At 45.4% G+C, this 15,021-nt stretch carries 14 protein-coding genes; 7 read left to right on the top strand and 7 right to left on the bottom strand.

From position 1 onward, the window contains the following. Window positions 1-21 precede the first annotated feature (21 nt). Both QMA13_RS19190 and QMA13_RS19185 read left to right on the top strand, forming a co-directional pair. A complete protein-coding gene (locus tag QMA13_RS19190; protein WP_282935365.1) occupies window positions 22-702 on the top strand; it encodes an amino acid ABC transporter permease in 681 nt (226 codons plus the stop codon). After that, a complete protein-coding gene (locus tag QMA13_RS19185; protein WP_282943444.1) occupies window positions 695-1,417 on the top strand; it encodes an amino acid ABC transporter ATP-binding protein in 723 nt (240 codons plus the stop codon). The genes QMA13_RS19190 and QMA13_RS19185 overlap by 8 nt, the downstream gene beginning before the upstream one ends. A gap of 19 nt (window positions 1,418-1,436) precedes the next feature. On the opposite strand, the gene pyrH is transcribed toward QMA13_RS19185, so the two are convergent. From pyrH to QMA13_RS19165, 4 genes are all read right to left on the bottom strand, one after another. After that, the gene (pyrH, locus tag QMA13_RS19180; protein ID WP_282935364.1) at window positions 1,437-2,177 is read right to left on the bottom strand and encodes a UMP kinase; all 741 of its coding nucleotides are present in this window, start codon (window positions 2,175-2,177) and stop codon (window positions 1,437-1,439) included. A 219-nt stretch (window positions 2,178-2,396) separates the two neighbouring features. After that, on the bottom strand, window positions 2,397-3,575 hold the full coding sequence (locus QMA13_RS19175; RefSeq protein ID WP_282935363.1) for a M20 family metallopeptidase: 1,179 nt from the start codon (window positions 3,573-3,575) through the stop codon (window positions 2,397-2,399). Between the two features lie 114 nt (window positions 3,576-3,689). Continuing rightward, the gene (locus QMA13_RS19170) at window positions 3,690-3,881 is read right to left on the bottom strand and encodes a hypothetical protein (RefSeq protein ID WP_028548300.1); all 192 of its coding nucleotides are present in this window, start codon (window positions 3,879-3,881) and stop codon (window positions 3,690-3,692) included. Between the two features lie 142 nt (window positions 3,882-4,023). Next, window positions 4,024-4,221, bottom strand: a complete 198-nt coding sequence (locus QMA13_RS19165) for an aspartyl-phosphate phosphatase Spo0E family protein (RefSeq protein ID WP_282935362.1) — start codon at window positions 4,219-4,221, stop codon at window positions 4,024-4,026. 178 nt (window positions 4,222-4,399) lie between these two features. On the opposite strand from QMA13_RS19165, the gene QMA13_RS19160 reads away from it, so the two are divergent. Next, window positions 4,400-4,546: a hypothetical protein gene (locus QMA13_RS19160; RefSeq protein WP_282935361.1), complete on the top strand. Its 147-nt coding sequence runs from the start codon at window positions 4,400-4,402 to the stop codon at window positions 4,544-4,546. Between the two features lie 95 nt (window positions 4,547-4,641). On the opposite strand, the gene QMA13_RS19155 is transcribed toward QMA13_RS19160, so the two are convergent. Together QMA13_RS19155 and QMA13_RS19150 are read right to left on the bottom strand one after the other, a co-directional pair. After that, complete coding sequence (locus QMA13_RS19155; RefSeq protein WP_282935360.1) at window positions 4,642-7,338, bottom strand: alpha-L-rhamnosidase; 2,697 nt, start codon at window positions 7,336-7,338, stop codon at window positions 4,642-4,644. 31 nt (window positions 7,339-7,369) lie between these two features. After that, window positions 7,370-8,374, bottom strand: a complete 1,005-nt coding sequence (locus QMA13_RS19150; protein ID WP_282935359.1) for a glycoside hydrolase family protein — start codon at window positions 8,372-8,374, stop codon at window positions 7,370-7,372. Window positions 8,375-8,614: 240 nt separating this feature from the next. On the opposite strand from QMA13_RS19150, the gene QMA13_RS19145 reads away from it, so the two are divergent. Continuing rightward, entirely contained in the window at window positions 8,615-9,550 is a 936-nt protein-coding gene (locus QMA13_RS19145) for a dihydrodipicolinate synthase family protein (RefSeq protein WP_282935358.1), read from the top strand. Then, the gene (locus QMA13_RS19140; protein WP_282935357.1) at window positions 9,531-10,163 is read left to right on the top strand and encodes an SGNH/GDSL hydrolase family protein; all 633 of its coding nucleotides are present in this window, start codon (window positions 9,531-9,533) and stop codon (window positions 10,161-10,163) included. Before QMA13_RS19145 ends, QMA13_RS19140 begins: the two co-directional genes overlap by 20 nt. Before the next feature lie 63 nt (window positions 10,164-10,226). On the opposite strand, the gene QMA13_RS19135 is transcribed toward QMA13_RS19140, so the two are convergent. Further along, on the bottom strand, window positions 10,227-10,640 hold the full coding sequence (locus QMA13_RS19135) for a hypothetical protein (RefSeq protein ID WP_282935356.1): 414 nt from the start codon (window positions 10,638-10,640) through the stop codon (window positions 10,227-10,229). A gap of 319 nt (window positions 10,641-10,959) precedes the next feature. Here QMA13_RS19135 and QMA13_RS19130 point away from each other — a divergent pair, with 319 nt between their 5' ends. Together QMA13_RS19130 and QMA13_RS19125 are read left to right on the top strand one after the other, a co-directional pair. Further along, window positions 10,960-13,677 carry a glycoside hydrolase family 78 protein gene (locus QMA13_RS19130; protein WP_282935355.1) on the top strand — a complete coding sequence of 906 codons (2,718 nt, stop codon included), beginning with the start codon at window positions 10,960-10,962 and terminating at the stop codon, window positions 13,675-13,677. Window positions 13,678-13,700: 23 nt separating this feature from the next. After that, complete coding sequence (locus QMA13_RS19125) at window positions 13,701-15,002, top strand: alpha-L-fucosidase (RefSeq protein ID WP_282935354.1); 1,302 nt, start codon at window positions 13,701-13,703, stop codon at window positions 15,000-15,002. The last annotated feature ends 19 nt before the right edge of the window (window positions 15,003-15,021 follow it).

The following is a 15,021-nucleotide window of genomic DNA, read 5'->3' as shown; positions in this document are numbered from 1 at the left end:
TATGGAGAAGGAGCCGATCAGGTGGATTTTTCTTTTTTGCCTAAGTATTATATGTTCTTCTTGAATGGGGCCAAGGTAACCTTGCTGTTATCCTTGTTTACCGTCATCCTCGGTGTTATTCTCGGTGTTATTTTGGCTTTAATGCGCCAATCCCGAATAGCTCCCTTGAAAATGATCGCTACCGCTTACATCGAGTTCATCAGAGGGACTCCGTTGTTGGTCCAGTTATTTTTGTTTTACTATGGTTTACCGAAGCTTGGAATCGAATTTCCGGATTTCCCTGCACTGGGAACGGCTTTTCCTGAATTTATGGCAGGAGTCGTTGCACTTTCGGTGAACAGCGCGGCATATGTTGCCGAAACATTCCGTGCCGGAATTCAAGCTATTGATAAAGGTCAAATGGAAGCCGCTAGATCACTTGGGATGCCACACAGTATGGCCATGCGGTTTATTATTTTGCCTCAAGCGATTCGCAACGTGCTTCCTGCGCTGGGGAATGAGTTTATCGTCATTATTAAGGAATCGTCCATTGTATCTGTCATCGGAATTAGTGAACTGATGTACAATGCAGATACGGTCCGCGGGAATTCATTCCGTCCGTTCGAGCCGCTTATCATTGTTGCGATCATTTACTTCGTCATCACCTTCACGTTATCCAAAATTCTCGGAATTGCCGAAAGGAGGATGAGGACTTCTGATTAAGGTTACGGATTTGCGCAAATCATTTGGGGATAATGTTGTTCTGAACGGAATCGATATTGACATTGCCAAAGGGGAAGTCGTTGTTGTCATTGGTCCGAGCGGCTCCGGTAAAAGTACGTTTCTGCGCTGCTTGAACCTGTTGGAGCAGCCGACAGGGGGCGACGTCGTATTTGAAGGGACCTCGTTGCTGAAAGGAAAAGCGAATATTAATCAGCTTCGTCAAAAGATGGGGATGGTATTTCAACAGTTCAATCTTTTTCCTCATATGACTGTTCTGGAAAATATTACATTAGCTCCTCGTAAGCTTAAAAAAATGAGTGTGGACGAAGCGAACAAAATTGCTCATGGCCTTCTCCGCAGAATCGGACTGACGGACAAAGCAGACCGGTATCCCGGACAGCTGTCCGGTGGTCAGAAACAGAGAATCGCTATCGCCCGTGCGTTAGCCATGTCTCCAGACATGCTGCTGTTCGACGAGCCTACTAGTGCACTGGATCCGGAAATGGTCGGGGAAGTACTCGATGTGATGAAGCAGCTTGCTAAAGACGGAATGACGATGATAGTTGTCACGCATGAGATGGGCTTTGCACGTGAAGTGGGCAGTCGTCTCGTCTTCATGGATGGGGGCAAAATTATCGAGCAGGGGAATCCGACAGAAGTATTCTCGAATCCCCAGCAAGCAAGAACGAAAGAGTTTCTTGGCAAGGTTCTTTAGTCTTAGTGCCAGAACATACTTAATTTCTATAAGCGACAGGAGCGCCGTGATAAATCGCGGTTCCAACCGGCTCTCCTTCGCATATTGCTTTCATGGAACCTGCCTGATCGAAGTTGAAGACGAATACTGGAAGCTTGTAATCTCTAGCCAAGATAAAGGCAGATTGATCCATGACCGTTAGATTTTGATTCAATACTTCATCATAGGACAAGGTAGCATAAGGCTTGGCAGAGGCATTTTTCCTCGGATCGCCGTCCAGCACACCGTCAACCCCTTGCTTAGCGACCAGAATGGCGTCACAGTTCACTTCCAATGCACGCTGTACCGATGGATAGTCTGTAGTAACATAAGGCTGGCCATTGCCCCCGGCAAAAATAACGATATACCCTTTCTCTAAATGGTGGATAGCTCGTAATCGAATGTAGGGCTCAGCAACGGAGTTTACAGGGAAAGACGACATAACACGGACTTCTTTGCCCGTTTTATGCTTCAGAACTCCCCGCAGCATTAAGCTGTTAATTACCGTGGCCAATGTACCGATATTATCCGCTTCTACACGTTCAATGCCCCAATATTCAGCCATATTCCCTCTGAAGATATTTCCGCCTCCAATTACGATGGAAACCTCAATCCCCATTTCGACAACCGCCATAATTTCTTTAGCAATATGCTCCAATCGTTCCGGGTCAAATCCAAATTCGTTACCACCCGCAACAGCTCCGCCACTTAGCTTGATCAAAATGCGTTTGTACTTGGACATAGATAGCACCTCCACAATGAATGAGATCACTTGGGTCTAACGTTGGGCAAAAAAAAGAACTAAAGCACAAGGCCTTAGTTCTTATATTCGAAACCATATGAAATAGAAAAGAGCAGCTTAGATAACCTGAACGACTCAAGAATCGGGTTCATGTCATCGGCTCCTTCCTAATTTAACCATTAAAAGTAGCATAGCAGATGAGGAACTGCTTTTCAATTATTATTTTAAATCGGACTGTAAGCTTTTTTGGAATTCATCGCGGATAGCCTTCAATATATCCGGGTTGGACAACGCATCATAAGCTGTATGGGCCAACACCTTGGCTCCAAGCAGCATTCCATCGAAAGCCCGATCCTTCATAGCGAGGTCGCGAAATTCCTTGGTATGGAGCAGATGCACTTCATCCACAACCTTAATATAAGGGTGAATGGTAGGACAATGTCTTGATACGTTACCGAGGTCAACGGAACCGTGATCCTTGCCATACTGGATTTCTTCCTCATTCACTCCCATTGCAAGCAAATTCTTGGTAAATAGCTCGGATAACGTTTGGTTGGTAATCAGCTCGTCATAGGAGAATTCGTAATTCGAGGTTTTCAGCGCACATCCTGTTTGGAGAGCTGCCCCTTCGGCACAAAGCAATACTTTTTTCACTACTTCGTCTGTATAAGGTCGGTTGGACGAACGTACATAAAACTGGGCGGAAGCATAGTCAGGGATGATATTCGCTGCTTTCCCGCCTTCAGGAATGATTCCGTGGATACGGACGTGGCTTTGGAGCTGCTGTCTTAAAGCATTGATGGATTGAAAAAGAAGCAGCACTGCATCCAACGCATTGACGCCTTCATAAGGACTTGCAGCCGCGTGAGCCGCTTTGCCGAAATATTCGAATTGAATGGCGTCCATAGCCAACGATTCTCCAGATTTCTCATACGTATAATAAGGATGAGCCATTAAAGCAAAATCGACATCATCGAAGAGACCTTCAGCTGACATGGGAACCTTGGCTCCTTTTGTTTCCTCGGCAGGTGTGCCATATACACGAATGGTGCCGCCCAATTCGTCGATTACCGATTTTAACCCAATAGCTGCCGCGATGCCCATCGTTCCTATAATATGATGACCGCAGGCGTGTCCAAGGTCAGCCAGCGCATCGTATTCACATAGAAAAGCGACAATAGGGCCAGGCTTTCCGCTCGAATATGTACCGATAAACGCAGTCGGTAAATCCAAAACCGGATTTTGGATCTCAAAGCCATGCACCTTTAGTTCATCCATCAACCGACGAGAAGCCAGCCATTCTTCATGCCCTAGTTCAGGGTTTTCACCGATAAACCGTGAGATTTGGATGAAGCTGTCTGCATGTTGATCGATAGTTGCTGCGATTGTAGTTTTCATAGTTACTCATACTCCTTTGGTGTACCATCTGGATAGTATAATTATATACAAAAAAGACCTCCTCTGCCCAATATGGATAGGAGAGGAGATCTTTATTCTTATACTAAAAATATTTTATTGAACTGTTCTCCGTTTGGGGTCAAGCAAAATTTGATCTTCCAATGAACGTTTGATTTTACTCATGGCATCTACTTCCAATTGATGATTCTGAGGAAAACGCACACCGGTTAAAGCTAAAGCCTCGTTTAATGTTAATTCAACTGAAATGGTTTGTTTTCCCTGCTGGTTTTGAGCTTCGTAAGCCATATTGTATCGCTCCTTTACATGATCGTTATGCTGCATCAAGATAGGGGATTCCAGCTGCAATGAGAGTGCCATGTCAGCAAAAAACCTTGAGTTTGCTTGATTTCAATATAACACATCATGTAATGTTTATCAAGGGCGACTTCTAAAAAGAGGCACTGTTTTTACGAGTGCTTGTCCTGTGATATTTCATCCTTCTTTGCTGTAAAGTGACAACCAAATAATCAATTTGCTGACTTAATTCGACCACCCGGGGATCAACCAAGCTTCCGGTTTTCTCCACCAACTGATATAATCGGCTTTGCATTTGCTCCATGTTTCGCTTCAGCAATATATCATCCATTTTCCCCTATATCCCCATTCGATAACATTTTTTTCCTCACATCGAGCTATTATAATACGAACCGCATGTAAAATATGTAAAACGCTGTCGAGCGTTATGTTAAAGTTTGATTACAAAAAACATACAAAATACGGAAATGGAAATACTAAATGCGATGTGTAGAGGGGGTGAATTGTCGATGGATAATGCTAAGGCAAATACTAAAAATAATCCGAACTTTAAAGAAAACAAATTTACGGAGGATGAAGCAATCGTCCACGCAGAAAATGCTGCTGATGTTCCTCCGAGTTTAAACGAAATACCTAAAGAGACGAATCCTCAGTAAAAAATACAAAACCGCCGCAGCCTCAATGAGGTTACGGCGGTTTTGGTCTTGAGAAAGAGTTGACATAATCGAAGAATTTAGTAGGGGAGAAGGAACTAGATTACACTTACGAATTCGTACTGCCCTGATAACAGACGAACAACAGAATAACCTGCTTCATGATACAAGAACTCGATATCCTTGGAGTCTCCTAAAGGAATACCTCTTTCCTTAATTGAGGCACCCATTACAGTGGGAATAAACACATCCGCGTTGCAATTTACGGGAATGGTCACTTTTAAAGTGAGTGGAGTCAGCTCATTTGGAACTGGTTCACGCCGCTGCCATTCGACACGAATGCTCCCAACAGGGAGAAGATGTTCGGCTTTAGCTTTATCCAAGCTATAAGGTAAAAATGGTTTGATCGTTATTTGAAAGGAATCGGTCAAGGCTTCATACTGGTAATGAATTCCTGTTAGCCCTTGATAGAGCCATTCTTCCAAATGCCCCAGCATAAAATGGTTTTGTGATTTGCCGACGGTTGGGCCGTCCCACGCTTCGGTTAAGGATGTTGCCCCATGTGCGATCTGATAACCATAGCTTGGGTGATCGGTTGTTCTCGTCATTTCGTATATCACGTCTGACCGACCGTTCATAGCTAGTGCAAGCAGTACATACCGGTGACCTACATCTCCCGCAGTAGTATGATTGCCGTGTAGACGGATGTCCTCTAATAAATGAGTAAGAACAGTTTTCTTATGCTTATCATCGACAAGCCCGATTACAAGCGGCAGCGCGTTGGAAGCTTGGCTCCCTGTAGCGTAACTGGTTGTTTCAGGGTGGAAGAACGCATCATTGAACGCTGTTTTTATGTTCCCCCGTAAAGCCTCGTATTGTTCGGAATCGGTCTGATAATTTAATAAGCCCGCCATTTGTGCAAAAATATCAACCATGTGATAATAAATCGCTGTTTCCGTATGAGAGACAGGCGTGTTCTTAGCAAAACCAGGATCACCCACGCCAACATCGTACCAATCTCCAAGGCCACCTTGAACGATAAAAGAACCCGAGCCTTGAGTCACGTATTCGATATAGGCTTTCATTCCAGGATAATGCTCCTTCATGGTTCGAGTGTTTCCATATATGCGGTAAAGGTTCCAAGCTGTAAGTACATAAGCAGCACCCCAGGATACGGAATCGCGGAAGCAATGCCACGGCTCAGAAAATACGACATATTCCGGTGCTGTTGTCGGTACCATGCCGTTAGGGAGCTGAGCATCACGGATGTCCTCCATTGATTTGACCAGCAAGGATTCGATCTGATAATTATAGGCTACGGATGGACCCATCAGATGAATTTGCTCGAGCCAACAAAGCTTTTCACGGTGAGGGCAATCGGTGAAAATACTTTTCATATTGCTTAAAATGGACCAATTAATCAATTCATGAGTTCGGTTAAGCAGCATGTCCGAGCATGAGAAGCTTCCGGTTACCGGCGTATCTGGATAAATCATTTGGCCTTCGAGTCGGAGCAACATTGCACTGTCGGTGGGCACTCGTTCTGCTGCTAGAGCGGACGGGACTGCACCTTCGATCTGTACATAACGGAAACCGGTATAGGTGAATCGAGGCTGCCACACTTCCTCTCCTGAACCATCGAGGGTATAGTTCAGCTTGGTAGGGGAGCCGGTCCACTTCTGATTGACGGTTCCATCTTCCTTCAACAATTCTGCAGGTGTCAAAGTAACTTTGGTTCCAGCAGGACCTTGTACGGACAGTTCTACCCAGCCGGAGAAGTTTTGTCCTAGATCGGCAACGTACAAGCCAGAAGAAGGCTGACTGAAGCTTACTGGCTGGAAGGTCTTCATCACCTTCAAGGGAGATGTCCCTTGCGATTTCAACCTTCCTGCAGGAGCCTCAACAAGTGCTGCATTCTTCCAAGAAGCATGTCCCTGAAACCCGGGCTGATCCCAACCCCTCTGCATCAGACGGGCATCGAAGTCCTCACCTCCATATATACATGAAAAGGTGATAGGCCCCGAGGAGGTCCGCCATCCCGGGTGGCTAGGAACCGTTAAGGTAGTGCCGTCCGCATAGGTGATTTCCAGCTGAACCAAGCATTTGGGCTTGCCAAACGAGCCTTTGTATTTGCGATATCTGCCTCCTGTCACATTGTAGAAGCCATTGCCAAGCATAACTCCTACTGCATTGGAGCCCTCGTGAACATCGTCAGTCACATCATATACACAATATAGGCAGGTCTTATGATAATTTGTCCAACCAGGCTCCAATACGTTGTCGCTAATCTTGCTTCCATTCAAACGGAGTTCGAAATGTCCTAGGCCGCACACATAAGCACGGGCTCTTGCAACAGGCCTGTCGAGGGTAAATTCATGCCTGAACAAGGGAAGTGAAGTAGGAGCGTCATGCTCTTGATCAGGCTCACCGATCCAGCTTGCAGACCAATCATGAGTGTCCAAAAGACCCATTTCCCACCAAGATACCGGGCTTTCGATCATTTTATCGTTCTGATCCCACACCTGCATCTTCCAATAATAACGCTGGCGAGATAACAGCAGTGTACCTTTGTACTCAATATGAACGTTTTTTCGGCTCTCTATTTTTCCGCTATCCCATATGTCGCTAGATTCACCTTGCAAGCCTTTCGCAGAAGTGGACACAAGGATACGGTATGCGGTCTGAAGCTGAGCACGAATAGGCTCTTTCTTATAGCTCCAGCTGAAGGAGGGAGTAACTGCATCGATTCCGATCGGGCAAATTTTGCTTTCTACCAACATTTCACCAAACTGCATCGTTATCAAGTCTCCTTAATGGAAAAAGTTGTCATTCATTAAAAATAGGATGCGATGCAGCGACCGTAATCGATCGGAATTCCTTGCCATAATTACGGGTGGGATCTCCTTCTGTAAAAGGCCTGCAGGAGCAGTAGAAATGATACAATACCCCGTTATGCGTTATAACGGATGGCTTGTGGGCGAAGATGGAGTCGATGCTTCCTGGCTCACCTATGGTGATGATCGGATCTGGATATTTGTCCCAGTGGATGAGATCCTGCGATAAGGCAATGCCTTCTTGAGCTTGCTTATAATTGTAGCCAAAATAATACATCGCCCACTGATTGCCGTGAAGCAGAACGCAAGGATCACTGGCAAAACCGGAGTCCCAACGTTCAGGAGAGACATGCAGGACAGGATTATGCTCATATCTGTCCCACTGCTTAAGGTCGGAGGAGAAGGCTACTCCTGTTTGTTCGATCCATCTGCCTTTGTTTTTGTTTTTAGCATTATAAAATAAATAGAACTTGTTTTCGTGCTCTACAAGACATTCCTTATAAAGGCCGCCTTTTTCCCAATCTGCGCCTTCCTCAGGAGTGAGGATAGGGTCCGGACACCTGTGCCAGGTCAACAGATCCTCATCATCCGTCCAGGCAATTCCGATTTTGGCGGAGCCTTCCTCATACCCTGTCTCAGGATAGGCGTGATAAACTAGCCAATATTTATCGTTCCATTTTTTGAGCACAGGCGGGGCCTCGATTCGGTTCTCCTTCATTATCCAGGTGCCTGCAATATTGACGGAGTCCCATCCGGAACCTTCATTTCTACGTAAAATGACGCTAAGATGCTGCCAGTTCAGCAGATCTTCGCTTGTCGCCAAAGCCGTTTGATAGCCGGTTCCATCGAAACCGACATACATCATGTAAAACTTATCATTATGCTGAAATACAAAGGGACAATCGACGGCATTTTCATCAAAATGGCCAGAAATACCTGATCCTACCAGGACCGGTTTGCCGTATTTGTAAGGAGTTAAATAGGCTTGAATATCCATAAGAACACACCTTTTTTAGTTTTTTAACTGCTGACCCTATTTGTACGTGACCTCTATCTGAAAGAGTACTACAGGTGATTAACTCGCCAAGAGGGTTATAGTATCTGATCTATAGGTTGATTGGACTTTTCGGTTATTCATCTCCAAGTTAATGGTTTGAATCCCCCATTTGCGGAACGTTCAATTGAGCTTATAGTAGGAGAAAAGGATATTAATAACCTCAACAAGGAGCTGAAGCCGTTGATACATAATATTCCAACCGGAGTCTGGCCGACGATGATTACTCCATTCACGAATTCCAATGAGGTGGATTATATAGCATTGGAACAGCTGATTGAGTGGTACATTAACCAAGGAGTTCATGGATTATTTGCGGTATGTCAATCGAGCGAAATGTTTTACCTTTCCCTGGAGGAACGGGTGCGGATCGCAAGGTACGTTAAGGAAAAGTCTGATGGTCGAGTGCCGGTTATTGCTTCGGGTCATATATCGGATGGATTTGATGATCAGGTGGATGAGCTGCAGCGGATGGCGGACACGGGAGTCGATGCGGTCGTGCTGGTCAGCAACAGACTGGTGTCTTCAGAGGAATCAGACGAAATTTGGCTTCATCGCACCCAGAAGCTGCTTGATCGGATACCGGATGTGTCGTTCGGTATTTATGAATGCCCTTACCCTTACAAAAGATTGCTGACCCCGGCTATGCTCGAATGGTGTGCAGATTCGGGGCGGTTCTTATTTCTTAAGGACACCTCCTGCGATATAAAAAGTATTGCCGACAAACTGGATGCAGTTAGGGGAAGTCAGTTGCAAATATTTAATGCCAACTCAGCGACTTTACTGGAATCCTTGAAGCTGGGAGCGGCTGGGTTTAGCGGTGTGATGGCTAATTTTCACCCTGATTTGTATGTGCGTCTAACGGAGCTGTGGAATGTTGAGCCGGATGCTGCGGAGACGATTCAGTCATTTACAGGAGCGGCCTCCTTAGTGGAGCTGCAGATGTATCCCACTAATGCAAAGTATCACTTGCAGCAAAGGGGACTCCCGATCACATTACATTGCCGTTCCAAAGACACCAGTTCATTTAGAGAAAATCACCGACGAGAAGTGCAACAACTAGATTCATTATACAAGTTAGTAAAGGGAGGGTTTCTTAATGCCGTTTCAAGCAAATGATAGAATTGTATTTATAGGTGACAGTATTACGGACAAGGGAAGGAAAAAAGACCCCTTGAAGCTGGGGTCAGGCTACGTACGGATGCTGAATGATTCTCTCATAGCGCTATATCCAGAGCTTTCCTTGAAAATAATCAACGAAGGCGTGTCTGGTAATCGTGTGATCGATTTGGCCAAACGGTGGACGCTGGATGTCATGGATCACAGGCCGCAATGGATTTCCATTTCGATTGGAATCAACGATGTGTGGAGACAGCTGGATTCGCCGGATGCTGAACAGGTGTACCCTGATCGATTCGAATCGGTATTCCGAGGTTTGTTAGATCAGACCCAATCGCTTCCTAATTGCCGTCTTGTTCTTATGCAGCCAACCATAATAAAGGAATATCCGGATACGACAGGAAATATGCTGTTAAAGCCATATGTCGATATCGTCAATCGGTTAGCAGAAGAATTTCAAGCCGTTCTCGTACCGACACATCAAGCCTTCCTTCATTTTTTACAATGTAATACCGGACTGGATTTAACCACAGACGGAGTTCATATGAACAGTCTCGGAGATACGCTGATGGCCACAACGTGGCTTGAAGCGGTGCGAAGCTTTAAGAATTAGGTCTTGTAGAAGTAAATTGTTGATTACATCAACAAACCGGGAGCTAACGTAGTTCCCGGTTTTCTAATGTTTACCTTCAAAAAGATCACGAATTTCATTTACTAATTCTTCATTATGAATATAATAATTCCCGGCAACATTATTATTAGTAAACCCCAATTTCAATTCTTTGTTCTCGAACAAAGATACCCCGTATAGGAATCCACTTCTGCCTTCTTGATTTGGGTCTGGAACCCAGATTAAATTACGAACTCCATTTATCCAATCCTGTATCTGCTTTTGGTCCGTATACGATTTGAGTTGACCAGTTGATCCACTTCGAATCTCGATATAATCAACTTTCTGAATATCTCCAGGGTATAGCTCAGAAAGTGTTTTTGGGGTTAAACCAGGCCCAGGTACCGTCTTACTACACCCGACAATAATAATCATAAAAACTACTAATAGATGAACTAAAGGTGGAACTGGTGATTTCATACGGCTGCCTCCATTTTCAGATTACGTTCCTTTGTTTTAGCTAACGTAATCTAGCAGGGTAATGTTGCATGCGCAAGATCCTTCGATGGTACATTCTGTGAGGATGGCATTACATCTACTTGAATGAAAAAAGAGTCTGGCCAATAATCAAGGGTCAAAAAACTCATGAATGGTGCAAGCCGTCGCCTATAAATAGGATGAATTCGCCCTATAATGGGTCATCATCATTCCTGTAAACTTTAAATCAAGTTACTTTATCAAAAGAGTCCTCGGGGCTTCTGAGTGAATTGCCGAGAATCTGACAATGGGGGAGAAGAGGATGAGAGTTAGCGATTTAAAGACGGAATACATCGAAAATCCGTTAGGTCTCGATACGTCCGAGCCGAGATTAAGCTGGATTATTGAATCCGAAATCAACGGTCAGTTCCAGACTGCTTATCAAGTGATAGTTGCTAGTTGTCCACAAATGTTGCATGACAATAAAGGCGATGTTTGGGACAGCGGTAAGGTGCTATCCGACCAATCGTTGAACGTGGTTTACAAAGGGAAAATGCTCGAATCAAGACAGGTTTATTATTGGAAAGTCAGAATTTGGGATAAACACAATACCTCTTCTCCATGGAGCAGCGTTGCGCGATGGTCTATGGGAATGCTTAACGGCAATGAATGGCAGGCCAGTTGGATCGGACGGACTAAGCCTGAAACGGCTGACCTTCTGCCGTCTCCGTATTTCAGGAAAACATGGCGCGTGGAGAAGCCAGTCAAGCAAGCCCTTTTATACGCAAGCGCTTTAGGATTGTATGAACTATATGTAAATGGCGAAAGAGTCAGTGATGATTATTTTGCACCGGGGTGGACCGATTATAACATTAGAGTACAGTATCAAACCTATGATGTGACAGCGCATCTTCAATCAGGGGAAACAGCGTTGGCGGCGATTGTTGGAACCGGTTGGTATTGCGGTTATGTAGGAATGTTCGGCCCGAACCGATACGGAGATAACCCTCATTTACTTATCGAGCTGCACATTGAATATGAGGATGGGACTACTCAGGTGGTGGTGACGGATGAATCTTGGAAGACGTTCTCAGGGCCTATTCTCTATTCCGATTTGCTCAAAGGTGAAACGTATGATGCCCGTTTGGAGCCTACAGGATGGAAGCTTCCCGGATTTGATGATTCATCTTGGGATAGACCAGTTGTACTTAGCTCTTATGATGGAGTGATGACCACGCAGGTGGACCCCCCCGTACAAGTAATGAAGGAACTGCTTCCGGTTAGCATGAAAAAAACGGACCGAGGCACCTACATGTTTGACATGGGGCAGAATATGGTCGGTTGGGTTCGACTTCAGATCGAAAGTAGTCAATCAGGTCAAGAAGTAACCGTTTCTTGCGCAGAAATGCTAAATAGCGATAATACTTTGTACAGCATTAATCTTCGGGAAGCGATACAGCAGGAGAAATATATCCTGGATGGGCAAAAGGAAGTAACGCTGGAGCCGCACTTTACTTTTCATGGGTTCCGTTATGTTGAAGTGACGGGGCTAATTCATGCACCAACACTGAATTCGGTTATCGGAAGGGTCATTCATTCGGCAACGCCGCAAACGGGCTGGATAGAAACCTCGAATGTGATGCTCAATAAGCTGCTGAGTAATATCGAGTGGGGGCAACGTGGTAACTTTATTAGCGTTCCGACCGATTGCCCGCAGCGTGATGAGAGGCTGGGATGGACGGGGGATGCGCAGATTTTTGCTCGGACGGCTAGTTATAATATGGATGTAGCACGATTTTTTAATAAATATATGACGGATGTTATCGATGCGCAGCAGCCTTCAGGAGCTTTTCCAGATGTAGCGCCGGACTCAGGCTGGGAGCATTTCAAGCACAACCATAAAGAGCTTAACTGGCATGCGCCGGATAACGGCGGCTGGGGAGATGCTGGCGTTATTATTCCTTGGACGGTCTATCAAGTGTATGGCGATCTGAGAATATTGGAAAATAGCTATCCGGCTATGCTCAAATGGGTGGAATATTTAAAAGAAAACAGCAGCGGTCTAATCCGACCTGGCTACTCGAACTATGGAGACTGGCTCTCCATCAATGCTGAAACACCGAAGGATGTTCTGGATACCGCTTATTTTGCTTACAGTACCGTATTGCTCTCCAAAGCAGCCAAAGCTCTTGGAAAGGATGAAGACGTACGTAAGTATACAGAGCTGTTCGAGGCGATTAAACAAGCTTTCGGTACTGCGTTCGTGGATGTTGATGGTCGCATCAAAGGGGATACGCAGACGGTTTACGTGCTTGCGTTGAAAATGAACTTGCTGACAGAGACCCAGCGTACACTTGCCATAAAATATTTGGTGGATAACATTCAGGAGCATGGCAATCACTTGACGACCGGGTTTCTTGGAGTAGGATATTTGCTTCCTGCGCTAACCGAGATGGGGAGAGAAGATGTTGCCTATTCCTTGTTAATTCAGGATACGTTCCCTTCTTGGTTGTATTCAGTCAAGCACGGAGCGACAACGATTTGGGAACGGTGGGATGCCTGGACGGAAACGGATGGCTTCCAAAATCCAGGCATGAACTCCTTCAATCATTATTCATTAGGTTCTGTCGGAGAGTGGATGTACCAGACAATCCTTGGTATCAATACCGTGGAAGATCAGCCGGGATATAAGCACATAGTGATACATCCCCGTCCGGGAGGCGGGCTGCATTTTGCAAAAGGAGAATTCAAGTCCGTGTACGGTACTATCAACGTGGAATGGAAGCACGAGAAGTCTTATTTCATTATGAAGGTTCGCATTCCTGTGAACACAACAGCTACTATCCATGTTCCAGGTAGGGTTGTGAATGACGATCAACAAGATAGCCAACCGGCTCTTCGTCTTATGAGCTCAGAACAAAATCAGACGGTATACGAAGCAGGCTCTGGGAGCTACACTTTCATATCCAAATTGGCGAAAAGCAGCACAGGCTCAGGAATGGAACCTGGCTTGAGCTTGTCGTATGAAAAGAGTTCTTAATTAAATGCAAGGAGGAAAAACACGTGGCTTTTGAAGTTGAACAAACTACAGGCAATAGCGAATGGTTCACTCATGACCGTTTCGGCTTATTTATCCATTGGGGTTTATATTCATTGGGGGCGAGACATGAATGGCTGCAATCAAGGGAAAGAATGAGTTCGGAAAAATACAGTAAATACTTTAAACGGTTTGATCCGGATTTGTACGATCCTGACCTGTGGGCCAAGCTAGCATCTGATGCTGGGATGAAATATTTCGTTGTAACGACCAAGCATCATGAAGGATTCTGCTTATGGGATAGCAAGCTTACGGATTATAAAGCGACGAACACTCCGGCGGGACGCGATGTGCTTAGGCCAATGGTCGATGCATTCCGCCAGCGCGATATGAAGGTCGGCTTCTATCATTCTTTGATAGACTGGCATCATTCACACTATACCGTTGATCCTAAGCATCCGCTCCGTTTTGATCCGAAATTTATTGCAGAGAGCACAGGACGTGATTTCTCCATTTACCGGGATTACTTGTTTGGACAAACGAAGGAACTACTAACAGAATTCGGCAAAGTGGATTTGATGTTTTATGACTTTTCTTTCCCGGAAGAAAACGGATTGGCTGGCAAAGGCAAAGCTGACTGGGGCAGTGAAGAGCTGGTTCGGATGATTCGAGAACTGCAGCCGCAGATTATGCTGAACGATCGTCTTCAAATTGGAGGCGACATTACGACACCGGAGCAATACATACCGACAAAGTGGGTTCAAGTCGGGGGCAAACGGGTTGTATGGGAGACGTGCCATACGTTCAGCGGTTCGTGGGGATATCACCGTGAAGAAGAAACGTGGAAGAGCGTTGATGTCTTGGTCAAAATGTTAATTGATGTAGTGAGCAAAGGGGGAAACCTGCTGCTTAACGTAGGCCCAACGGGACGAGGAGAGTTTGATGAACGCGCCATAGACCGATTGAAGGGAATGGGAGAGTGGATGAAGCGGCACAGCAGATCGATCTATGGCTGCACACAAGCTCCGGAGACATTCGAATGTCCTCAGGATTGCCGTTTGACCTACAACCCGCAAACGAACCGGATGTACCTGCATGTGTACAGCTGGCCATTTAAAAATATACATCTACGCGGCTTCGCGGGTCGAGTTGAATATGCTCAGCTGCTGAATGACGCTTCGGAAATTCGATTTAAAGAAGGCTTCGTTCAAAGCGGCATTGAAGAAGGGGCTTTCCGAGAAGGAAGAGATGAAAGCACGCTCACTTTATCGCTTCCCGTTAAGCAGCCTAACGTGGCTGTGCCGGTGATTGAATTGTTTTTGAAATAAGGCTTTTGGCCGTTTTGGT

Source organism: Paenibacillus sp. RC67 (assembly GCF_030020805.1).
Taxonomy (GTDB): Bacteria; Bacillota; Bacilli; order Paenibacillales; family NBRC-103111; genus Paenibacillus_S.
Note: the sequence above shows the minus strand (reverse complement) of the source record. Positions and strands in the feature narration are given on the sequence as shown.